The 21121-nt window shown below is 68.7% G+C and carries 19 protein-coding genes and 1 tRNA gene; 10 read left to right on the top strand and 10 right to left on the bottom strand.

Annotation, left to right across the window (positions count from 1 at the left end; translation table 11 throughout):
* Positions 1–99: 99 nt before the first annotated feature.
* Genes AC0J5J_RS07250 through AC0J5J_RS07240 form a run of 3 tightly spaced genes read left to right on the top strand, consistent with a single transcriptional unit; the run spans position 100 to position 2979 of the window.
* A complete protein-coding gene (locus tag AC0J5J_RS07250) occupies positions 100–1344 on the top strand; it encodes an NAD(P)/FAD-dependent oxidoreductase (RefSeq protein WP_474900127.1) in 1245 nt (414 codons plus the stop codon).
* Between the two features lie 10 nt (positions 1345–1354).
* Positions 1355–2263: a dihydropteroate synthase gene (gene folP / locus AC0J5J_RS07245; protein WP_474900126.1), complete on the top strand. Its 909-nt coding sequence runs from the start codon at positions 1355–1357 to the stop codon at positions 2261–2263.
* 2 nt (positions 2264–2265) lie between these two features.
* Positions 2266–2979: a pyrimidine reductase family protein gene (locus tag AC0J5J_RS07240; protein ID WP_474900125.1), complete on the top strand. Its 714-nt coding sequence runs from the start codon at positions 2266–2268 to the stop codon at positions 2977–2979.
* A gap of 34 nt (positions 2980–3013) precedes the next feature.
* Here the strand turns inward: AC0J5J_RS07240 and AC0J5J_RS07235 are convergent, their stop codons facing one another.
* Genes AC0J5J_RS07235 through AC0J5J_RS07225 form a run of 3 tightly spaced genes read right to left on the bottom strand, consistent with a single transcriptional unit; the run spans position 3014 to position 6853 of the window.
* Positions 3014–4669 carry a DNA repair helicase XPB gene (locus AC0J5J_RS07235; protein ID WP_134424337.1) on the bottom strand — a complete coding sequence of 552 codons (1656 nt, stop codon included), beginning with the start codon at positions 4667–4669 and terminating at the stop codon, positions 3014–3016.
* Between the two features lie 43 nt (positions 4670–4712).
* Positions 4713–6575: a helicase-associated domain-containing protein gene (locus tag AC0J5J_RS07230; protein WP_474900124.1), complete on the bottom strand. Its 1863-nt coding sequence runs from the start codon at positions 6573–6575 to the stop codon at positions 4713–4715.
* Positions 6576–6577: 2 nt separating this feature from the next.
* Positions 6578–6853 carry a hypothetical protein gene (locus tag AC0J5J_RS07225; RefSeq protein WP_134424335.1) on the bottom strand — a complete coding sequence of 92 codons (276 nt, stop codon included), beginning with the start codon at positions 6851–6853 and terminating at the stop codon, positions 6578–6580.
* 93 nt (positions 6854–6946) lie between these two features.
* Here AC0J5J_RS07225 and AC0J5J_RS07220 point away from each other — a divergent pair, with 93 nt between their 5' ends.
* Both AC0J5J_RS07220 and AC0J5J_RS07215 read left to right on the top strand, forming a co-directional pair.
* Positions 6947–7327 (top strand): cold-shock protein, encoded by a 381-nt coding sequence (locus AC0J5J_RS07220; RefSeq protein WP_134424334.1) that lies wholly within the window; start codon positions 6947–6949, stop codon positions 7325–7327.
* Entirely contained in the window at positions 7320–7913 is a 594-nt protein-coding gene (locus AC0J5J_RS07215) for a DUF3027 domain-containing protein (RefSeq protein ID WP_474900123.1), read from the top strand. The genes AC0J5J_RS07220 and AC0J5J_RS07215 overlap by 8 nt, the downstream gene beginning before the upstream one ends.
* Here AC0J5J_RS07215 and AC0J5J_RS07210 read toward each other — a convergent pair.
* Both AC0J5J_RS07210 and serC read right to left on the bottom strand, forming a co-directional pair.
* Entirely contained in the window at positions 7910–8143 is a 234-nt protein-coding gene (locus AC0J5J_RS07210) for a DUF2530 domain-containing protein (protein WP_474900122.1), read from the bottom strand. The two genes, AC0J5J_RS07215 and AC0J5J_RS07210, sit on opposite strands and share 4 nt — an antisense overlap.
* A 5-nt stretch (positions 8144–8148) precedes the next feature.
* Positions 8149–9267, bottom strand: coding sequence for a phosphoserine transaminase (gene serC, locus AC0J5J_RS07205; RefSeq protein WP_474900121.1), 1119 nt, complete (start codon positions 9265–9267; stop codon positions 8149–8151).
* 73 nt (positions 9268–9340) lie between these two features.
* On the opposite strand from serC, the gene AC0J5J_RS07200 reads away from it, so the two are divergent.
* The 5 genes from AC0J5J_RS07200 to AC0J5J_RS07180 all read left to right on the top strand — a co-directional run bounded on the left by AC0J5J_RS07200 (position 9341) and on the right by AC0J5J_RS07180 (position 13344).
* The gene (locus AC0J5J_RS07200) at positions 9341–10048 is read left to right on the top strand and encodes an iron-dependent transcriptional repressor DtxR (protein ID WP_474900120.1); all 708 of its coding nucleotides are present in this window, start codon (positions 9341–9343) and stop codon (positions 10046–10048) included.
* A gap of 245 nt (positions 10049–10293) precedes the next feature.
* Positions 10294–11142, top strand: a complete 849-nt coding sequence (locus AC0J5J_RS07195; RefSeq protein ID WP_474900119.1) for a C40 family peptidase — start codon at positions 10294–10296, stop codon at positions 11140–11142.
* Positions 11143–11488: 346 nt separating this feature from the next.
* Complete coding sequence (locus tag AC0J5J_RS07190; RefSeq protein WP_134424329.1) at positions 11489–11986, top strand: HNH endonuclease; 498 nt, start codon at positions 11489–11491, stop codon at positions 11984–11986.
* A 117-nt stretch (positions 11987–12103) separates the two neighbouring features.
* The gene (locus AC0J5J_RS07185; RefSeq protein ID WP_134424328.1) at positions 12104–13129 is read left to right on the top strand and encodes a CHAP domain-containing protein; all 1026 of its coding nucleotides are present in this window, start codon (positions 12104–12106) and stop codon (positions 13127–13129) included.
* A 140-nt stretch (positions 13130–13269) separates the two neighbouring features.
* Positions 13270–13344, top strand: a tRNA-Arg gene (locus AC0J5J_RS07180).
* Positions 13345–13350: 6 nt separating this feature from the next.
* On the opposite strand, the gene AC0J5J_RS07175 is transcribed toward AC0J5J_RS07180, so the two are convergent.
* From AC0J5J_RS07175 to AC0J5J_RS07155, 5 genes are read right to left on the bottom strand one after another with little or no spacing between them, the layout of a single operon-like run.
* Positions 13351–15048 carry a glycoside hydrolase family 5 protein gene (locus AC0J5J_RS07175; protein WP_474900118.1) on the bottom strand — a complete coding sequence of 566 codons (1698 nt, stop codon included), beginning with the start codon at positions 15046–15048 and terminating at the stop codon, positions 13351–13353.
* Complete coding sequence (locus AC0J5J_RS07170) at positions 15045–16307, bottom strand: hypothetical protein (RefSeq protein ID WP_474900117.1); 1263 nt, start codon at positions 16305–16307, stop codon at positions 15045–15047. The genes AC0J5J_RS07175 and AC0J5J_RS07170 overlap by 4 nt, the downstream gene beginning before the upstream one ends.
* Positions 16304–19732: a hypothetical protein gene (locus tag AC0J5J_RS07165; RefSeq protein WP_474900116.1), complete on the bottom strand. Its 3429-nt coding sequence runs from the start codon at positions 19730–19732 to the stop codon at positions 16304–16306. The genes AC0J5J_RS07170 and AC0J5J_RS07165 overlap by 4 nt, the downstream gene beginning before the upstream one ends.
* Positions 19729–20751, bottom strand: a complete 1023-nt coding sequence (locus AC0J5J_RS07160; RefSeq protein WP_474900115.1) for an endonuclease/exonuclease/phosphatase family protein — start codon at positions 20749–20751, stop codon at positions 19729–19731. Before AC0J5J_RS07160 ends, AC0J5J_RS07165 begins: the two co-directional genes overlap by 4 nt.
* The gene (locus tag AC0J5J_RS07155) at positions 20748–21119 is read right to left on the bottom strand and encodes a response regulator (RefSeq protein ID WP_134424323.1); all 372 of its coding nucleotides are present in this window, start codon (positions 21117–21119) and stop codon (positions 20748–20750) included. Before AC0J5J_RS07155 ends, AC0J5J_RS07160 begins: the two co-directional genes overlap by 4 nt.
* Between the last annotated feature and the right edge of the window lie 2 nt (positions 21120–21121).

Genomic DNA, 21121 nt, shown 5'->3' with positions numbered 1-21121 from the left:
ATCTGCGCGTTAGCTGGAAGTTCACTGAAAAGGACCGGTGCGTGCCGAGGTGGGTAGATTGGTGGGCGAATCAGGCCGCGGCGGCGTTGGGAGACCAGGATGCGCGTTCCTACCTTTGTGATCGTGGGCGCCGGCCTGGCCGGCGCCCGGGCGGCTGAGGCCATCCGTTCCGAAGGGTTTGACGGCGGCATCGTTCTGCTCGCCGGGGAGAACGAGTTCCCGTATGCGCGACCGCCCCTGTCCAAGGATTACCTGGCCGGGACGTCCGCCCGGGACACGATCGACGTGCACCCGGCCGAGTGGTATCGGGACCGCGGCATCGATGTGCGGCTGGGCAACCGGGTGACCGGCCTGGCCCTCGACACCCACGAGGTGAACCTGGGGGAGGGCCGGTCGGTGCGCTACGACAAGCTGCTCCTGGCCACCGGCGCGTCGTCCCGGCGCTTCACCGGCCCGGGTGCCGCACTGGACGGTGTGCACCATCTGCGCACGGTCGGCGAGTCGCAGGCGCTGCGGGCCGACGTCGAGGCAGGTACTCGGCAGGTGGTGATCATCGGAGCAGGCTGGATCGGCCTGGAGGTCGCTGCGGCCGCCCGGGGGTACGGGAACGCCGTCACGGTCCTCGGCCGGGAGAGCACGCCCCTGGCGGCCGTGGTCGGCGCCGAGGTCGGATCCGTGTTCGCCGAGTTGCACCGCGTGAACGGTGTCGAACTGCGGATGGGCACCCACCCCGTGGACCTCACCGGGGCGTCGGGCCGGGTCACGGGTGTGCTGCTCAGCACCGGTGAGATCGTTCCGGCCGACGTTGTCGTGGTGGGCATCGGTGCCGTGCCGAACACGGAGCTGGCCCGGGACGCGGGCCTGGCGGTCGACGACGGCATCGTCGTCGACGCGGCGTTCAGGTCGATCGACCCGGACGTCTACGCGGTGGGCGACGTGGCATCCGTCTTCCACCCGGTGCTCCGGCATCACCTGCGCATCGAACACTGGGACAACGCCGAGCGGGCCGGCGCGGCCGCCGGGCGGTCCATGCTCGATCAGGCGATCAGTTACGACGCCGTTCCGTACTTCTACACCGACCAGTTCGATCTCGGGATGGAATACTCGGGGTACCGCAGCCGGGCGCGGGATGCCGAGGTGGTGTTCCGCGGCGACCGGGCCGGCCGGGAGTTCATGGCCTTCTGGGTGGCCGACGGGCAGGTCGTCGCAGGCCTGAACGTGAACGTGTGGAACGTCAACGAGACCGTGCAGCGCTTCATCCGGACCGGGGTTCGGGTCGACGCGTCCCGGCTCGCGGATGAGAGCATTGCACTCGACGAACTACTCGCCGGTGCACCCGATTGAAGGACCTGACATGGACAACGCGATCACCCGGCCCGGCCCGTCGCTGCCTGAGCTGATCCATCCGAAACGACTGATCGGCGGGCGGATGTTCGATTTCTCCCGCGAAGTCGCCGTGATGGCCATCGTCAACCGCACGCCGGACTCGTTCTACGACAAGGGTGCGACCTTCGCCCTCGATCAGGCCGTGAACGCTGCCCGGCGCGCGATCTCCGACGGAGCCGACTGGGTCGACATCGGCGGTGCGAAATTCGCGCCCGGCCCGGCGATCCCGATCGAGGAGGAGATCGACCGGGTCGTGCCGGTGATCGAGGCACTCCGCGGTTCAGGCGTCGTCATCTCCGTCGACACGTTTCATCCGGCCGTGGCACGGGCGAGCCTGGCGGCCGGCGCCCACGTGATCAACGACACGACGGGGGTGCACGATCCGGCAATGGCCGACGTCGTCGCCGACAGCGACGCCACCCTCGTGATCACCCACAGTCTCGCGCCGCCGCGGACGCCCTGGCCGGCGCCGGCCTACGGTGACGTCGTGGACGAGGTCGGGGCGTTCCTGCGGGAACGGGTCCAGCTGGCGCTCGGACGCGGCGTGCCGGCATCCCGCATCATCGTCGACCCGGGACACGACCTCAACAAGAACACCCGCCATTCGCTCGAGCTGACGCGGAGGCTCTCCGAGATCACCGCGCTCGGCTACCCGACACTCGTCGCGGTGTCGAACAAGGACTTCATCGGGGAGACGCTGAACCGCGAACGCGGGGACCGGGTGGAGGGATCGCTCGCCGCCGCCGTGTTCAGCATCGTGCAGGGAGCCCGGATCGTGCGGATGCACAATGTGAGCGCCGCGGTCGACGCCGTGCGGATGACCGAGGCGATGCTGGGCTTCCGTGAACCGGCGTACCTGCGCCACAACCTGGCCTGACGATGCTGGATCGTGACGAGCTGCTCAGCCGCTATTCGGTGCCCGACCGGAGCGTGCCGCACCTGCGGGTGAATTTCATCGCGAGCCTCGACGGCGCGGCCACCCGGGCGGGGGTGAGCGGCGGGCTCGGGAACGCCGACGACAAGCTCGTCTTCGACACCCTGCGGATGCTGGCCGACGTGATCGTGGTCGGGGCGGGCACGGTGCGCGCCGAAGGGTACGGCGGCATCCGCCTCGAGCCTGCGGATGCGGCCTGGCGGGTTGCCGCCGGACTCGGCGCCCAGCCGCCGGTCGCGGTGGTGTCCTCGCGGCTGGACCTCGACCCGTCGCATCCGCTCTTCGCCGACGCCGCGGTGCGCCCACTCGTGCTGACGCACGGAGCGTCCCCGCCGCAGCGTCGCCGCGACCTGGCCGAGGTGGCCGACGTGGTGGTCTGCGGGGAGGATGCCCTGGACCCGCATCGAATGGTGGCGGCGCTGGCCGATCGCGGCCTGGTGCAGGTGCTCTGCGAGGGCGGGCCGCACCTGTTCGGCGCACTGATCGAGGCCGGCTGCGTCGACGAGCTGTGCCTGACCGTCAGCCCGGTGCTCGAGGGAGGCCCGGCCGGGCGGATCGCCTCGGGCGCAGCCGGCGCCACCCGGACGATGACCCTGCTGCACGTGCTGACCGCCGGAGACATGCTCTTCCTGCGCTACGCCCGCCGCGTCGCCTCCTGACGCACGCCCCGTCACCGGCCCGTGCGTGACGGGGCTAGACGGCTACGGTCTGCGCGTCGAGGTTCTGGGAATCGAGGATCGTGTAGGAGTAGCCCTGCTCGGCGAGGAACCGCTGGCGGTTCTGGGCAAAGTCCTGGTCGACGGTGTCGCGGGCCACGAGCGTGTAGAAATTCGCGGACAGGCCGGACTCCTTGGGGCGCAGCAGGCGTCCCAGACGCTGAGCCTCCTCCTGGCGCGAGCCGAACGAACCCGACACCTGGATGGCGACGGTCGCCTCCGGCAGGTCGACCGAGAAGTTGGCGACCTTCGACACGACGAGCAGGTTCTCCTCACCGATTCGGAACGCCTGGTAGAGGCGTTCGCGTTCATCGACCGGGGTCGCGCCCGTGAGCTTGGGAGCGTTGAGGGCGTCGGCGAGCTCGTCGATCTGGTCGAGGTACTGGCCGATCACGAGGATGCGTTCGCCGGGATGTTTGGCCACCAACCGCTTCACGACGTCGAGCTTGGCGGGAGCGGTCGCGGCCATTCGGTAGCGTTCGTCATCGGCGGCGGCGGCGTAGCTGAGACGCTCGGATTGCGGCAGGTCGATCCGCACCTCGTAGCAGGAGGCCGGGGAGATGAAGCCCTGGGCCTCGATTTCCTTCCACGGAGCGTCGAACCGCTTGGGACCGATCAGGCTGAAGACGTCGCCCTCGCGGCCGTCCTCGCGCACCAGGGTGGCGGTGAGCCCGAGGCGACGGCGGGCCTGCAGCTCCGCGGTGAGCTTGAACACGGGCGCCGGCAGCAGATGCACCTCGTCGTAGATCACCAGCCCCCAGTCCATCGCGTCGAGAAGTTCCAGGTGCGCGTACTCGCCCTTCCGCTTCGCGGTGAGAATCTGGTACGTGGCGATCGTGACCGGCTTGACCTCCTTGACCTGGCCGGAGTACTCGCCGATCTCGTCCGGCGTGAGCGTCGTTCGCTTGAGCAGCTCGTCGCGCCACTGGCGGGCCGAGACGGTGTTGGTGACGAGGATGAGCGTGTTGGTCTTGGCAGTGGCCATGGCCCCCGCGCCGACCAGGGTCTTGCCGGCCCCACAGGGCAGCACGACCACGCCGGAACCGCCGTCGAAGAAACTGGAGACCGCCTTGTTCTGGTAGTCCCGGAGGGCCCAGCCGTCTTCCTTGAGGGCGATCGGATGCGGCGTGCCCGGCGTGTACCCGGCGAGGTCCTCGGCGGGCCAGCCGAGTTTCACCAGTTCCTGCTTGAGCTGGCCGCGGGCCCACGGCTCGACCAGGAACGAATCCGGTGACGGATGCCCGATCAGGAGGGGGGCGATGCGCCGTGCGCCGGCGATCTCGGTGAGCACGGCCTCATCGTTGCTCTGCAGGATGAGCTGACCTTCGGCGTCGCGCTCGATCACGAGTCGACCGTAGCGGCCGACCGTCTCGGTGATGTCCACGCTGACGGTCTGCGGGATCGCGAATTTCGAGTACTTCTCGAGCGTGGCCAGCATGTTGGACGCGTCATGCCCGGCGGCGCGGGCATTCCACAGGCCGAGCCGGGTGATCCGGTAGGTGTGGATGTGCTCGGGGGCACGCTCCAACTCGGCGAAAACGGCCAGATCGTGGCGCGCATCCTCGGCGAGAGGGTGCGCGACTTCGAGCAGAACCGTGCGGTCACTTTGGACGATCAGTGGGCCATCAGACATAGCCGTCAATCCTACGCCCGGTCGTCGTGAAGCCTCGCACCGCTTACGGAGCCGGCGTGATGCTGATGATGCTGGACAGGGGAAGGGTGCGCTCGATGTCGGCACGGCGGTCCCGGGCCCGGAAGCGTCCGCCGCCCACGCTGGCCGGTTCGAGGAGGTAGTCGACCACGACGCCGCCGGGCATCGCGATGCTGACGACGACGGTCTGTTTCGCCTTGATGGCCGAGTCGAGCTGGCGGGCGAGCCAGGCATCCGCGGCCTGGCCCTCTCCGCCGTCGGCGGCCCGCAACTTCTCGACCAGGGCGATGGCCGGGTCGGGCGCGTCGACCGGCACGACCCGGGCCAGCTGGTGCCGGCGCAGGTGCACGATCTCGTGATCGGCGCCTTCGGCTGCGACGGGGTAGCGGGCGTCGCTCAGCGCCCAGAACACCACATCGGAGCTGAACCGGCTGGTCAGCCGGCTGCCCTCGGCGGCGATCAGCCCGAGGGAGGCGAGGGTCTGGTCCACGGCGATGGTGCTCAGCAGGGCGGCGTCGTCGGACTGCACATATGACTGGGCCGGGGCATCCGCCTTGTCGGCCGGGCCGACGCGCACCCGCCCGTAGCGGGCGGCGGACTCCCGGATCAGGTAGTCGACCGGCTGCGGGATGCCGGTCAGCGACACCGTGCGCAGGAACTCCAGCAGGGACTCCGCGCTCTCCCCGGCGGCCAGGGCCCGGTTCACGGAGGTGGCGGTGATGCGGTAGCTGAGGGCGAGTTCCCGGCTCTCGACGTCGGCGAGCCCGCGGAGGCGGGTGTCGATCGAGGGGGCGAGCGGGCCGGGGGACACGATCGAGAGGTCGTTCTGCAGGTAGACGGCGCCACCGGTGGCCGGCAGTGAGGCCGACATCGTGGCGACGGCGCCTTCGAGGTCGCCGGCCAGCACCGCGGCTCCGGCCGTGCTCGTGGTCTGGTGGGCGGTGACGCCGATCAGTTCCGCGTCATCGGCGAACTCGGTGACCCGGTCATCCATCCATTGGCCGCCGGCCGGGTAGAGCCACGCCACGAAGCTGCGGAGTACGTCACCCCAGGACACGCCGGGCCGGTGGGCGAGGATTCCGCGCACATCCGGGGGCAGGGCCGAGTGCCAGGCTTCGGCGAGGGTCGCCCAACGGCGGGCGGTGCTTTCGAGCAGCCAGGCCTCGCCCGTCTCGGTCTCATTCCAGTAGCCCTCGGAGTGCGCGATCAGTTCCGCCCGCGCCGCCGTGGCCACGACGGAGGGCACGGCTTCGAGGTCCACGCCCATCACGGCGGCGAGGCGTTTGGTGTCGGGAAGGCCCAGTCCGCCTCTGCTGAGCTCGCGGGCCGGTTCGCGGGCGAGTTCGGTGACCAGTTCGGCGATCGACGACACTGCGGCGAAGGCGCGCTCGGCCGCGAGCCGGTCGGTGAACCGGGCGTCGGTGTTGTCGACGCTGGCCAACGCGGCGGGCGCCGGCGTGGACGCCAGCTCCAGCGCGTTCGGCAGGCCGAGTTCCGGCCAGGACAGCAGTTGCACGGTCACCGCGGAATACGGGCTGAAGCGTCCGTCGGCCAGGCGCGCCAGCATGAGCGCGTCGAGCTCGGCCGCTCGACCGGCCACCTCGGCCACATCCACGGGGGAGCCCGCCAGCGCGGAGAGGCGTTCGGCGAGATCGAACAGGGAGGGCGCGGCATCCGTGCCCTGACTGGACTCACCGGCGACCGCGAGGACCGCCAGCGTGGCCCGGTCGAGCCGCGCCAGCACCCGCTGGATTGCATCAGGCTCGAGGAGAGCCTCGGCCAGGTCGAAGAAATCACGGATGCCCGTCGCCGAGACTGCGCGGAGGTCGATCGTGCGACGCAGCGCTGCGTCATCCAGCGCCCGAAGGCGCGAAGCGAGAGTGAGCATTGCTACTCCTTATTCTGTCGTGCCTCACGAGCGCGACGCATGCCGGTCATCACCATGAGGACGATGATCAGCACGAATCCGAGAGGCAATCCAAACAGCGGCAAAGCAAGCACCGCCGGCCAGACCCCCTGGCCGAAACCGTTGTCCGCCCCTGCGCCGACTGCCGTGCCGATGATGACGGCGAAGAACGCGAGGATGGACGCACCCACCACACCCGCAACCATGTAAGCAAGGATGCGTTCGAGCCGGCTCGCGGCGTGTGGAGTTTGATTGGTCACAGACTCAAGGATACGGGGCGGGAACCGGTAGGACCGAATAGGCTGGGTGTGGTCGGCGCGTATTCCGCGCGCCCGGAATGCAGCGAGGTCCAGATGCCCACCGGCAAGGTCAAGTTCTACGACGAGGAGAAGGGTTTCGGCTTCATCACGTCAGATGAGGGCCATGAGGTCTTTCTCCACGCTTCTGCACTGCCCGCCGGCGTTTCGGTCAAGGCGGGAACGAAGCTTGAATTCGGCATCGCCGACGGCAAACGGGGCGCCCAGGCACTGTCCGTTCGCATCCTCGAGGCGCCACCGAGCCTGGTCAAACTCAGCCGCAAGCCGGCTGACGACATGGCCATCATCATCGAGGACCTGGTGAAGGTGCTCGACGGCATCGGGGCGAGCCTGCGCCGCGGCCGCTACCCCGACAGTGCCCACAGTCACAAGATCGCGGCCATGCTGCGCAAGGTCGCGGAGGAACTCGATGCGTGAGGCGATCGCTGACGAGCGCCTGCTGGCCGCCGTCGACCAGGCGCGCGCCGCGCTCCTCGAAATCACGCCCGCCGACACCGTCGGCGAGCCCCTCGGCCACATCGTCGAAGGTGAACAGCTGCTCTCGCTGCTCTTCGATTGCAACCTGACGGGGTACCCCGGATGGCGCTGGACGGTGACCCTGGCCCGCGTCGGCGATGCCGAGCCCACTGTGCTCGAAGCCGAGCTCACCCCGGGCGACGACGCGCTGATCGCGCCCGAATGGGTGCCCTGGTCTGACCGTCTGGCCGATTACCGCACCGCGCAGGAGCTGGCGGCGGCCGTGGCCGCGGCGGAAGCCCTGGACGTTGACGACGATGACGACGACGAGTCCGACGACGACGACGACGATGACGACGACGAGTCTGACGACGACGACGAGTCCGATGATGATGATGATGACGACGAGTCTGATGACGACGACGACGAGTCTGATGACGACGACGAGTCGGACAGCGACCCCCTCGCTCTCGAGGACGACGACTTCAACGACGACGACGACGAGGACGACGACACGCTCGACGGGATCGACTCGGCGAAGGCCTAGCGGCGCCGGAGGGCCACCCAGGCCAGGCCGGCCACGCCGAGGCCCAGGCCGATGAGGGCAGCCCAGAGCCACCAGCCCACTCCCGCGGCGGCGAGTTCGCCGCGGAAGACGGCCGCGAGAACAAGCGCCACGAGCCAGGCGGCGGAGCCCGCAAGGAAAGCCTTGCGGGCATCCGTTCGAGCCGGCAGCGGGTCTGGCCGACGCTCACTGTCTTTCAGCCAGAACCGCATGCGAGCTACTTGCCCAGGTTCTGCACCACGAACTCGATGGACGCGACCAGCTGGTGCACGTCGTCGGGTTCGATTGCGGTGAACGTGGCCACCCGCAACTGGTTGCGGCCGAGCTTGCGGTACGGCTCGGTGTCGGAGATCCCATTGGCGCGCAGTGTCTTGGCCACCGCGGCAGCATCGATCGCGTCGTCGAAGTCGATCGTCGCGACCACCTGAGACCGGTGTTCCGGGTTGACGACGTAGGGCGTCGCGAACGAGACGCTCTCGGCCCAGTCGTAAAGAACGGATGACGATTCACGGGTACGAGCGGACGCCCAGGCCAGGCCGCCGTTCTCGTTGATCCAGTCCAGCTGGTTCTCGATCAGCAGAAGGGTGGCAACGGCCGGCGTGTTCAGGGTCTGGTTGAGGCGCGAATTGTCGATCGCGTTCTTCAGGCTGAGGAACTCCGGAATGTAACGGCCGCTCGCGGCGATCTGCTCCACGCGCTCGATCGCGGCGGGGGAGAAGAGGGCCATCCACAACCCGCCGTCGGAGGCGAGGTTCTTCTGCGGGGCGAAGTAATAGACATCCGCCTGGTCAGCCTCGTAGTCGATTCCGGCCGCGGCACTGGTGGCGTCGATCACGGTGAGGGCGCCGGGGTCGGCGACCACCCGGGTGACCGGGGCCATGACGCCCGTCGAGGTCTCGTTCTGAGGCCAGGCGTAGACGTCGACGCCTTCCGTCACGACGAACTCGCTGCGCGAACCGGCCGGAGCCTTGACCACATCGGGCGCTTCGAGGAAGGGAGCGGCGGCGGCGGCGGCGAACTTGCCGCCGAACTCGCCGAAGACGAGGTTCTGGCTGCGTCGGAGAATAAGAGAGAAAGCGGCCGCATCCCAGAACGCGGTGGACCCGCCGTTGCCGATGATGACTTCATAGCCTTCAGGTGCGCGGAGCAGATCCGCGAGGCCGGTGCGCACGCGCCCGACCAGATTTTTAACGGGTGCTTGGCGATGGGAGGTGCCAATGATGCTCGTACCGAACTTAATGAGGTGATCGAGCTGTTCTTGACGGACTTTCGAAGGGCCGCAGCCGAATCGTCCATCTATGGGCAGAAGTTCCGGGGGAATTATCAGGTTCGACATACGGCGATTCTAATGGCCGCTGTCACGGCGATAAGGTTGGGCAGTACGTGGAGAGCCGAGAGGAAAGCTGGACATGACGGATCTGATCGACACCACCGAAATGTACCTCCGCACGATCCTGGACCTCGAAGAGGAGGACATCGTGCCCCTTCGTGCGCGCATCTCCGAGCGCCTCGGGCACTCCGGGCCCACGGTCTCCCAGACGGTGGCGCGGATGGAACGGGACGGCCTGGTGGTCGTCTCCGGTGACCGCCACCTCGAGTTGACCGTGGACGGGCGCAGCAAAGCGGTGCATGTCATGCGCAAGCACCGGCTGGCTGAACGCCTGCTCAGCGACGTGATCGGCCTCGAGTGGGAGTTCGTGCATGACGAAGCATGCCGCTGGGAGCATGTGATGAGCGAGCGCGTCGAGCGCAAGATTCTCGAAATTCTCGGTCACCCCACCGAGTCGCCGTACGGGAACCCGATCCCGGGGCTCGATGAGCTCGGCGACTCGCCGGCCATGGCTTTCATGGCCGGGGTCACCAGCCTCGTCGACCTCGTCGCCGGCGAAGACGCACCGGTCACCGCCGTCGTACGCCGCCTGGGCGAGCCGGTGCAGGTCGACCCTGAGCTGCTCGCCCAGCTGAAGGGCGCAGGGGTGATCCCGGGCGCCACCGGGGTGTTCTCCGCGGTCGGGTCCTATGTGCGAGTCCAGGTCAACGGCTTCGTTGACGGGCTGGAATTGCCGGGCGACGTGGCCGGCCACATCTTCGTGGCCACACCGTCGACATCCTCCTAGATTGCGCCTCCCGACTGCACGAGCCGACCATGGTTTCGTTATCAATATGTTAGGGAAAATCTCGTTTCGAGTGACAAACGGCTGACCGTCACATAGTTTGGAAACGTCCCACAGGCCAGATTCCGGCCGTCGGGCCCGGATCAAGACGCCTTTCACTCCCGTCTCTTGTTCCGGTGTCACTCACGCCATGAGCGCAGTGGACGGGGCAACTCCCTAGCGTTGTCGAGGTGCCGGAGGTAAACACTTTGGCTGCATCAGGAAACAAACTGTCCCGTCGAGCCCCGAACTCGGCATCCACCACAATCGACACGCAGCACGCGGAGCTCAGCCACTACCGAGCGTCCCCACCTCATTCCACCCGACGGCCCCGGCGCCGCGGCGCCCTGGCGAACGTGGTCTTCATGACCCTCGCCGGCGGACTGGTCACGACCATGGCCATCCCCGCCTACGCGTTCGCCCCCACCGAAGACCAGCACTCGGCCACGGCCACGACCCAGCTGACCGAGTCGGGAGCGCAGTCCGTGCAGGTCGCCGACCAGGCGGCGACCGTCAGCGTCGCCCGGGATGGGTTCACTGCCACCACACCCGAGGAGCTGGCGGCTGCTGCTGCGGCTGCTGCAGCGGCCGTCGCCGCCGCGGAGGCCGTTGCCGCAGAGGAGCGTCGGCAGGCGGCCGCTGCCGCGATGACGACGTACGCCGCCTCTTATACCGGCCCGTCGACGGCCGACTTCCTGGCCGCGCCCGCGTACCCGAGTTTCGACCTTGCATCCGTCTACGGTGTCGCCCTGCAATACGAGGGCGTTCCGTATGTCTACGGCGGTGCCACACCGGCCGGCTTCGACTGCTCCGGATTCGTCATGTACGTCTACGCGCAGTTCGGCATCTCGCTGCCGCACTCCTCGACCGGGCAGGGTGCCGCGGGTACCCAGATCCCCGTGTCCGAGGCGCAGCCGGGAGACCTGGTCATCATGGACGGTCACGACGGGTTCTACGCGGGCAACGGAAACATCCTGCACGCACCGTATGAGGGGGCGTCGGTGCGCGTGCAGCCGATCTGGACCAGCTCGTACACCATCGTTCGCCTGGGCATCTGAGTCAGGATGACCCGATTGTGAACGTTTCGTAACACCCGCCTGATTCGGTGCCCCACGCTGCACGGGGCACCGAATCTGGGTTAACCTGTTGCTCTGATGTTCTGCGAGTTTTCGGGAGAGCCAATGCGCGAGCGGCGCACGATCCACACCATGGATGTGCGCGGCCGCTTCGCGTTGCGGCGGATCAGTCGAGCAAATCTGAGTTGCGCGTGTCGTGGACGCTGCGTGGCCTGTGGGGCGTTGTCATTGTGACGACGCCCTTTTTTGTTCCCTGTGCGCTCCTTCCTTGCCGGCCGTCGTAGTTCGAATGGCTGGAAGCCGTCCAGCCCTTTTCGAAAGGGAACGCATGCGCACACTGGTCCTCAACGCGGGGTACGAACCCCTCGCCGTGGTGTCCTTCAAACGGGCACTCGTGCTGGTCATGAATCACAAAGCGACGATCGTGCAGGCCGACCAGGGGCATCCGGTCTGTGCCGCCTCCGGTTCCTGGGACCGGCCGAGCGTCATCCTGCTCACGCGCTATGTGCGCATCCCGCGGTCCCGAGCCATGCCGGTCAGCCGGCGCGGGGTGCTGCGCCGGGACGAGCACCGCTGCGGGTACTGCGGCACGTCGGCGAGCACCATCGACCACGTGCTGCCGCGGTCTCGCGGGGGCCGGGACACCTGGGACAATCTCGTGGCCTGCTGTCTGCGCTGCAACAACCTCAAAAGCGACCGCACGCCGGCCGAGATGGGGTGGAACCTCCTGTTCCATCCGGGGCTGCCGGCCGGCACCACCTGGGTGGTTCGCGGGGCCGAACGTCCGTTGCCACAGTGGGACGAATTCCTGGCGCCGGCCGCCTGATCTGTGAATGTGACGGATGTAACGGAAATGTAACGCGGGAGGGTGACTTCCCCGTTCCGTTCCCCTAGTGTTGGGGAGGCGCCGATCCCCGATCTCGGTGCCACAGAGGATCTTCTCTTGCCTTACTCCGGCGTACCCGGCACTCCTGGCTCGCCAGAGACCCCGATTTCCGTTCCCTCGCGCCGCGAATTGCGGGCCCAGCGAGAGGCTGCCGAGGCTCAGGCCGACGCCACCGTGAGCACACCGGTGAACACGGACGGTCCTGCCGTGGCCTCGGCCACGGTCGCGCTGCCGCCGGCCGAGACCGTGGCCGTCGATGTCGCATCGCTGGTCGCGCGGCCCGGTCGACTCAATCCGGTGCCACCGCAGGCGCACCGGGCTGCCGCCAGTCGTCCGGTTCGCACGTCGCGAGTCCGCCGCCCACTGAAGATCGCGGTGACCCTCCTCGCCATCCCGGGGATGTTCCTCACCGCCGGCCTGCCGGCCTACGCGTTCTCGCCTGCCGGCGACGTCGCATCCACCTCAACCCGAGTTGCCGGTGAGACGCAGGGTGTCACGGTCGCCAGTGGCGCCGCCGCCATCACCGTGGCCCGTGACGGCTTCACGGCCACCACGTCCGAGGAACTCGCCCAGCGAGACGCCGACGCGCTCGCCGCGAAGCAGGCCGAAGAGGCCGCGGCGTCCACGAACCGATCGGCCTCGGCGGACTTCGCCGTCTACACGGTTCGGGCCAAGGGCGACGACTACCCCTGGTTCGACCAGGCGACCGACGACCAGGGCGGCGGACTGTCGCCCCTCGGTTACTACTACCGCGAGTGCGTGGACTTCGTTGCCTGGCGGCTCAACCGCGACGCCGGGTCGACCGGCTCCCCGTGGAGCTACACCTGGAGCAGCCTCACGCCCAGCGGCGGCAACGCGAGCAACTGGGCCAGCGCGTGGGCCGGTCACGGCTGGGCCACAGGGGACACGCCCGTCGTCGGCGCGGTCGCGTGGTTCAACTACAACCACGTCGCCTACGTGCAGTCGATCAACAGCGACGGTTCGGTCATGCTCGAGGAATACAACTGGAACAGCAGCCACGCGTACCACACGCGCACGGTCTCGCCCAGTGAGGTTCCGCTCTTCCTGTACCCGCCGACGTAACCGCCACCCCTGCCGCGGCCGTCCCGTCACTGCCGCGAGTCTTGGGGCGCACCCTGTGGAAGCGGGCGCACGATAGAACGTGCGCCAGCTTCCATAACCTGCGCCGCGTGGCGACGGATGCGGCTAAACTTCACAGGTCAGCCTCTGTAGCTCAACGGAAGAGCAGTTCCGTCCTAAGGAAACGGTTGGGGGTTCGAATCCCTCCAGGGGCACCACGCTTTTTAATCACCGTCGGCCTCGCCGTCTGACGTTTTCGGCCTCGCAGGCTCTGTATGTTTGCGCCGCCGGACCCACAGCAGGACGCTGGCGGCCGCGGCGAGGAGCGCGGTCATCAGGATCCAGAACTTCGATCGGGCGTAGTCGAGTACACCGGGCGGGGAAACGGCGGCTGGTTCAGCGCTCGCGGCGAACAAAGCGGCGGCCGGTTTCGCGGAGGCGTCGCGGCGCAGCAGCCCGCCGGCATCCGTTTCGGTATCGATGAACGTTGCCACGCTCACACGCGACAGACCGGCGCGTTCACCGGCCTGGAGCACCCGATCGACGTCGACGACCTGCCGGGCCTCGGTTCGCGGGAGCGGGCTCCAGCCACCGTCGGTATCGAGACCCGTCACAGTGAGCAAAACAGGTCTGTCGGGCACCGCGGTGCGCACTGTCTGGATTGCACCGGCCGGGTCCTCGTTCCCGGTCAGATGGAGGGTCACGCCGTCGACGAGGCCCGCCATGGCAGGATCGGCAGCGGTCGCGCTGGTCGCCCACGAGATCGTCTGCGGCGTTTCTGGGTCGATTTCGCGCAGCGCGGAGCCGGCGTGAACGAGGAACGCGCGGATTTCTGCGGCGCTGGTCGGCCCGCTCGTACGGAGGTCGGGCCGATCGGCGAGGTCCCAGAGAACGAGCGCAGGTTGGCCTCGGACAGCGGTCGCGATTCGGGTCAGATGGGCTCCGGCGCCGACCCACGTCGCCGGAGTGAGGTCCGGGAAGTCGTCGAAGAGGACCAGCGCGACCCGCAGCCCGTGCGCGTCGGCCTCCTCGAGCAGCGTTGTCACTCCGTCGATGGCGTCGTCGGTCGGACGAGTGCCACCCAGGTCCGTGAAGGACAGCGGCACCCGGATGGTGTCAAAACCGAGCGCACGCAGTCGGGTGAAGTCTGCTGCGAGCTCGGCGGGGTCACGCGCCTCCCACCCGTCCGGCCGGTATTCGGTGGCGCGACTCGAGGGGATCGGGAGAGGGGCTCTCGGGGTGGCGCCGGTGATCGTGGTCGCTCCCGCGGCAGCGGTCGTCACCGTGACATCGTCGCTGCCGAGCGCGCGTTTCAGCTGACGGATGCGCCAGAACCCGTCCTCGAGGACCATCACGACGTCGTACGTCTCCTGGCTGAGGATGACAGTCTCGGACTCTCCGGTGCCGACCGTGCGGGCGATGCGCGCACCCTGGTCCTGGAAAGCGACCGTGGCTCCGTCAAGCGAGTAGAACTCGAGCTCGAGGGAGTGCCGGAGGTCCCAGGTGGCGCTCGGCCCAGTGCGCGGCAGCTCGAGAACGGCACGCCGGGCGGCCCCGCTGAACGTATCGATGACGGCTGGCGTCTCGCCCGTGGATTGAAAGCGACCGATCGCGGCCCAGGCCCGGATATAGCTCGCGGCTATCCTGGTGCGGGAAGCGGGCTCCATTTCCCGCTCATCCGGCCAGGCGTCGGGCAACCAGTTCACGAGCTGGTCGGCGTTGGCCGGGACCGTCGCGACTTCGTTCAGTCCGGAGGGCACTGCCGCACCGGTCGACGTTTGCAGGGTGACCTGCCCCGACATGACGAGGAGCCCGCTCGTCAGGGCCACGAGACCCAGGGCGAGCACCGCGGCGGCGACGCGTTTCGTGCGGCCGCGCGTGAGCATGCGCGAACGTCGCAGAGCCGCCCTGGTGTCGGTCATCGGAGCGTCTTCTCGGTCTGGGCGCCGAGCACCGAAACCGTGACGGTGACCCGGCCGACGAGTTTCCGGCTCGGTACGACGACGTCGGCGGTTCCATTGACGAGACCGCCCGAACGGGAACCGGCCGGACCAGTCTCGTCGGTCACACTGACTGAGACCGGGGTTCCGTCAGGCACGAGGCTGCCCCCGTATCCGGTGACCGGTCCGACCGTGACGTTCACGGCGGCAGGGCGCAGGTCCGCGGTCACGGGGAAGTCGCCCACCGCGGCTGAGAACGGAAGCACCAGTGCGCCGGCCGACGCCACGCCGCGGCAGAAGCCGGTGATCTGGAGATCTCCGGGCGTGGAGGGAGCCTGAACGGAGATCTGCGCGACGCCGGCGATCGTGACAGCAGTGGCGCGCGCCGGTCCCTCCGCCCCGGACCACTCCACGGTCACCTGGGTGCCGTCAGGTTCAACGTTCCCGAATCGGTCGCGCAGCACGGATGTCCGCACCGGCACCAACGTCTGACCGTCGGCCATGGCCCTGCCGGCCAGCAGCGGCTCGACCGGTTCGAGCGTGAAGGGCTCGGGGGGACCGGCGACCTCGTCGAGGCTGACGGCGGGGCCGGACACGGTGCCGACGGAGACCCAGACCGTGCCGCGACCGGCACGGGTGCCGGAGAGGAGGTTTGCAAAGGCGAGGAGGTGAGTCATCGTGGTCTGACTGGTACCTTGCGTGCCGTCGGGATTCTGCCGGAAGAACTGCACGGGCGAGCCCTCGGCGACGGCATTGCCCCAGACGTCGACCGGGATGGTGACGACCATCGACGCGTCGGCTCCGTCGGCGACGATGGAGCGCGCACCGACCACCGCCTGCACCGGACCGACCGCGGTGCCGGCGAGGAGCTCGGTGGTGCCGTGCGCGACGAAGCCGGCGGAGGTCGCCACCAGGGTGACCGAGCCGGCGGTGCGGGTGAAAGCGACCGGGAGATGAAAGCGCGCGGTGTCGGCCGTGGCTGTTGCGGTGAGCACGATCTGGCCGAGGGAACCGATGGCGATCAATCGCACGGTGGAGCCGTTGCCGGCGCCCGAGACGGCTACGGTCAGCACCCGTCCGGCCTCGGCCGACGCCGGTGCGTCGACGGCGAGGGCCGTCCGTTCGCTGTGCCGGGGACCCGCGGAGGCGCGGGCGCCCGCGCCGGTGTCTGTGGCGAGTCCCAGGGCCAGCATCGGGGGCAGCAGCAGGGCGAGCAGCGGGCCGGACCGTACCCGCCTCATGGCGCGCCCAATCGGGCGAAGGTCGTGGCGGTGAGAGAGAGCCCGGCGAATCCGGTGTCGGGCGGCAATTGCAGGGCCGCGTCGAGAGCGGACGCAGGCGGGGAATGGGCGGGACCGCCGAACCCTTCCGCCGGGACCGCGGCGGGGATGATCAGCGTGCTCGATGCCAGGGGAATCTGGAACATGGTGACCGACTGCGGGGCGATGCTGTGCTCGAGGTAGGCGTGGTCGACCCACGCCAGGGTACCGTCGGCCGCCGTGTAGGAGAGCAGGAGGTGCGGCACCGAGGCCTCGACCGTGCCGTCGTTCCGCAGTTCCCCGGCCACGAAGTAGCCCAGCTCCGCCGAACCCCCCAGCCGCAGGTGCTGCACCTGCAGCCCACGCTCGGTCGCCCGCGCCGTGACGACGGCCCTGGCATAGACGTCCACCGATGCGACCTGTGCGTCGGCGGCCAGGACGAGGGGGGTGATGGTCTGCGGGTCGAATTCGACGGGACCATAGACGTCGGAGGTCTTGGCGGGCGCCGCCGCCGTGACCGTGGTCGCCGAACCCGGTGTGTCCGGGGTGGCGTTCCTGAGGCCGCCACCCGCCTCCGGGCCGTAGTCGCCGGTGCCGGCGAGGCTCTGGAATTCGATCCGGAATGGACTCGTGGCTCCGGGCATGAGCTTGTGGACGAGTACCTGGGAGGCGTCCCAGCTGGCCAGCAGCGTGCCGCTCCGGTCGCGCAGTTGCGCCTCGACCGTGACGTCGGCTGGATCGACGTCGGCGTTGGTGACCTCCCCGATCACGACCCAGCGGCCGTCGACCAACAGAGACTTCACGTTGGCCAGGGTGAGCTCGGGACGGTCGAGAACATCGACCGTGTCCGTGCCGTCAACGCTGATGGCCCGCCGGCCCTGGGAGAGGAATCCCACCGCGGGACGGCTGGTGAATTGGTCGGGCGGGCTGGTCGCGTCGGCCGCGGGCAGGTCGATGAACCAGCCGCCTGACGCGTGGACCAGGGAGACCGGTGTGGTTACGACGTAGGACTGCAGCGAGGTGAGGTAGGTGAGGCTGGTGGTCAGCACCTGCCCGCCGGGTGTGCTCGACGTCTGGACGGTCGAGACCGAGGCCAGTTTGGCGAAGGATGCGACGAGGCCGCCGTCGCGACCCAGCTCCTGCTGGAACCGCGTGTAGTCCGGTCGGGTGGCCGGGTAGAGGAGGGCATACGCGTCGGCGAACCGACGGAAGTCGAGGTGCTCATAGTAGGCTTCCACGACCGCGGCTGCGGTGGGCTGGCGGGGCTTTGCGACAGCGAAGGCACCCCCGGCGGCGGCGAGGACGAGGAGAACGGTCACCGCTGCGGCCTGCCGGCGGCGGCGGCGGCGCCGCACACGTGCTCGGGCGCGCCTCCGGAGAGCGGGAAGCGGGGCAGCCCACGGCAACCAACCGGTGTCCGTCGAGGCGGATGCCGGATCTTCGACCGGCGGGATGCGGTCGCTCGCCCGGGCGAGAGCGGCGTCGAGCCCGGCGGCGGCTCGGAAGAGGGGGTTGACGAGGGCGCGCAGCGCGGCGCGGAACGAACGGGTTCGCCGGTTCGAGGGCAGGCCCCACGTCGGCGACCCGACGAGTGACCACAGCAGGAGGAGGAGGGCCGTGGCGATCGAGGCCGGGGGGATGATGCCCCACCAGAGGCGTTTCCAGAGCGGCGCCTCGTTGGAGACCTCGTTCGTGGGCAGCGGGGCCACGTCGGCGCGTTCCCAGACCTCGACGCCGTTTTCGAGCGGCCCCAGGTTGGTCCAACCGCTAGCGTCGAGCAGCGGGGAGTAGAACGCGTCATTGCTGAAGACGTACTTGAGGGAGTACCGGCCGGGCACCGCGAGGAATTGCTGCAGGCTCCCGATACCGGGCACCCCGGAGTACTTGGCGCCCTCCAGCCGTTCGATCGGCCGGGACGTCAGTTCGGGGAGCTGGCGGGCGGAGTGGTAGTTGCCGTCGACGGTGCCTGCCGTCATGTTGGCGCCCAGCCATGCCATCTGGTCACCGAAGCCGAGCGTCAGGTATCGCCATTGCGAGTGCTGGTCCTTGTCCATGAAGGACGCGATCGGGGCGACATCGATGGGGGCAGGCTGGAACGCGCGGTAGTGGGTCAGGTTGGCCGCGAACAGGGTCGTGGCCAGGTGGGCGGTCAGAAGAATGGCCGGCAGGACCACGGAGAGGGTTCGCCCGACGTGCGCGAGCAGCCAGGCGCGGATCGACCCGGTGGTGAGACTCGACACGAACAGTCCGACGAACGGCAGCACCGAGATGGTGGCCCAGAATGTGAAACGGTCCAGCGTGAGGATGTCGTATGCGCCTCCCAGCAGCAACCGGGGAATCGGGGTGGTGCCTCCGGTGCCCAGGAACGCCAGCGCGCCCAGCGAGAGGGCGAGGGGCCAGGCCCTGCCGGTCAGGCCGCGAACGAACGCGTAGGGAAGGACGAGCAGGGTCGTGCCCCAGGGGATCGCCCAGAACACCAGGCCCGCGTTGACGTTGACCAGGAAATTGTCGCGGCTGGCGTGCGGTATCGACACCTGGGTGATCGGATCGCTTCGTGAGTACAGCCAGTAGGGGAACACGACGGCGACCAGGGCCACCACGAGCAGCACGCCGAAGATGCCGGTGCGAGTGAGCGCCGGCAGCGCCCGGCGGAGGCGTCGCGCGACCAGCGGCCAGAGGAGTCTGAAACGGAAACGGGGCGGATGCCCGGCGGGTTCCCCCGCGAGCGGGGTGCGCAGGGCGAGGACAACCGCGGCGACCAGCACCGGCCCGAGGAAGAAGATCGAACCGAACAGGGTGGTGACGTGGTGGCAGGCCGTGGTGGCCATGATGCAACCCACCCCCGCGAGCAGGGCCTTCTTGTTTCCCGTTCGCACCCAGGCGTATGCGAAGGGCAGGGCGTTGAGCAGGAACCCGAGCGACAGCGTGGTCGGCAGCTGGCCGAAGACGTGCACGGTTTCGGCGATCGACGAGGCCACAACCAGGGCGATCGCCGCCCAGCCGGCCGACGTGCGATTGACCCAGATGCGGCTCCACCGGTAGACCCCGATGGTGAGGTTGAGCAATGCGAAGATCTGCACCACGACGAACCCCGGTCGCAGTCCGATCACCTTGCTGAATCCGGCGACCAGGAAATGGCTGCCCGGTGGGTAGCTCAGCGTCGAGAATCCGGTGTACCACCGGGTATCCCAGCTGGAGAACCAATCCCTCGCGTAGTGGTCGGCGAAGAAGATGTGTACGTAGGCGTCGTAGGTGCGCTGGTAACTTCCGGAGAGCAGCAGCGAACCGTGGAAGAGCACCACCAGAATGAGCGCGATCAACAGAAGCCGGTGGCGACGAACGAAGCCCATGCTCGGTCGCTCGACGTGGTCGCGAGACTCCTCCGCCCGGGTCAAGGTCAGGGTCATGAGGCAGGGGGAAGGGCAAGATCGACGAGGAGTCGGCGGTGGTCGCTGCCGGAGCTCGTCTGGGTGGCCAGTGAGACGACGCTGATCTCCGAGCTGACGAGCACATGGTCCAGCCGCATCACCGGAGGAACAATGCCGTCCCATCGGGGCCAGGTCGCCCCGAAGCCGGTGCCGCCCTCGACGAACGCGTCCCGCAATCCTTCGGCCAGGAGTCGTCGCAGTGGCGCGTGGTCGAGTGTGGCGTTGAAATCGCCGGCGAGGATGAGCGGACTCGTCTCGGTCCCGGCCATCCGGCTGAGTTCGGCGAACTGCTCCCGCCACGCTGCGGCGTTGCCCGCACCGATCGGAGCGACCGTGTGCACGTTGATCAGCCGGATGAGTCCGCCGGGGAGGTGGATGTCCGCCTGCAACATGGGGGAACCGGCCACGTCGATGGGCCCGCCGCCCGCGATCGCGAACCGGGAGAAGATCGCCGAGCCGTGGTAGCCCGGAAGCGGGTCGAGCAGCCGGTGGGGGTAAGCGGCCGCGAGCGGCGAAGCGGTCAGGGCGGTGACGTGCTCCGGGGTGACTTCCTGCAGCACGATGACGTCGGCGCCCGTCGCGACGAGTTCTCTGGCCAGATCGGGGACCTGCGTGTTGTCGAGCAGCACGTTCGCACTCACGATCCGCAGTGCGCCGGAGCCGACCGGCGCGGAGCGGGTTCCGTTCCAGCCGATCGCGGACACGAGAAGCAGCACCTGCACGCCGACCAGGACGAGTGCGACCGAGGCGAGTGCGACGCACCATCGGAGGCCGGCCGTGCCACGTCGGCGCCGGCGCACGACGGCGATCACGGCGCCCACCAGGAGCGGGTAGGCCGGAATCAGGAGCCAGACGGCGATCCCCTGGATTCCGATCTGAATGGATCTCCCGTCCGCGTCAACTGCCCTGGCCACGGCGACCGCAGCCAGGCTGCCGGCCAGGAGCCAGCCGACGACGATGGCGGCGGTGGCCAGGGAGGGCATCCTGACCTGGGTCACCGGTCGCTTTCGGCCGGACGGACGCCGGCGAGGCACTCGGCGAGAGCGCGCGAGCTGATCGGCTTGGTCAGGTGGCCGTCGACACCGGCCAGGTCACGGCCGACGGACGAGTGTTCCACAACGCCGGTCACCAGGACGAAGAGGGGGCGGTTCGGCGCCTGCGGCAGGGAATTCAGCAGATCGATGCCTGTGCCGCCCGGCATCGAGAAATCAGAGAAGATCGCGGTGAAGTCCCGGGCCTCGGTGAGCGCGACTGCCGGGGCGACGTCGTCGGCTTCGGTGACGGTCCAGCCGGCTCGGCGGAGCATGTGCGAGAGGACGAGGCGGGAAACGATCTCATCGTCCACGACCAGGGCGGTGTAGCTCATTC

The sequence above is a fragment of the Cryobacterium sp. TS_SC_7 genome, assembly GCF_056156285.1.
Note: the sequence above shows the minus strand (reverse complement) of the source record. Positions and strands in the feature narration are given on the sequence as shown.

Bases quoted from the DNA above. Each gene is read 5' to 3' on its own strand.
- serC (WP_474900121.1), bottom strand. From the start codon at position 9,267: ATGTCGAACCTGATAATTCCCCCGGAACTTCTGCCCATAGATGGACGA.
- AC0J5J_RS07220 (WP_134424334.1), top strand. From the start codon at position 6,947: ATGCCCACCGGCAAGGTCAAGTTCTACGACGAGGAGAAGGGTTTCGGC.
- AC0J5J_RS07240 (WP_474900125.1), top strand. From the start codon at position 2,266: ATGCTGGATCGTGACGAGCTGCTCAGCCGCTATTCGGTGCCCGACCGG.
- AC0J5J_RS07210 (WP_474900122.1), bottom strand. From the start codon at position 8,143: ATGCGGTTCTGGCTGAAAGACAGTGAGCGTCGGCCAGACCCGCTGCCG.
- AC0J5J_RS07190 (WP_134424329.1), top strand. From the start codon at position 11,489: ATGCGCACACTGGTCCTCAACGCGGGGTACGAACCCCTCGCCGTGGTG.
- folP (WP_474900126.1), top strand. From the start codon at position 1,355: ATGGACAACGCGATCACCCGGCCCGGCCCGTCGCTGCCTGAGCTGATC.
- AC0J5J_RS07215 (WP_474900123.1), top strand. From the start codon at position 7,320: ATGCGTGAGGCGATCGCTGACGAGCGCCTGCTGGCCGCCGTCGACCAG.
- AC0J5J_RS07170 (WP_474900117.1), bottom strand. From the start codon at position 16,307: ATGAGGCGGGTACGGTCCGGCCCGCTGCTCGCCCTGCTGCTGCCCCCG.
- AC0J5J_RS07175 (WP_474900118.1), bottom strand. From the start codon at position 15,048: ATGACCGACACCAGGGCGGCTCTGCGACGTTCGCGCATGCTCACGCGC.
- AC0J5J_RS07250 (WP_474900127.1), top strand. From the start codon at position 100: ATGCGCGTTCCTACCTTTGTGATCGTGGGCGCCGGCCTGGCCGGCGCC.
- AC0J5J_RS07235 (WP_134424337.1), bottom strand. From the start codon at position 4,669: ATGTCTGATGGCCCACTGATCGTCCAAAGTGACCGCACGGTTCTGCTC.
- AC0J5J_RS07155 (WP_134424323.1), bottom strand. From the start codon at position 21,119: ATGAGCTACACCGCCCTGGTCGTGGACGATGAGATCGTTTCCCGCCTC.
- AC0J5J_RS07230 (WP_474900124.1), bottom strand. From the start codon at position 6,575: ATGCTCACTCTCGCTTCGCGCCTTCGGGCGCTGGATGACGCAGCGCTG.
- AC0J5J_RS07165 (WP_474900116.1), bottom strand. From the start codon at position 19,732: ATGACCCTGACCTTGACCCGGGCGGAGGAGTCTCGCGACCACGTCGAG.
- AC0J5J_RS07200 (WP_474900120.1), top strand. From the start codon at position 9,341: ATGACGGATCTGATCGACACCACCGAAATGTACCTCCGCACGATCCTG.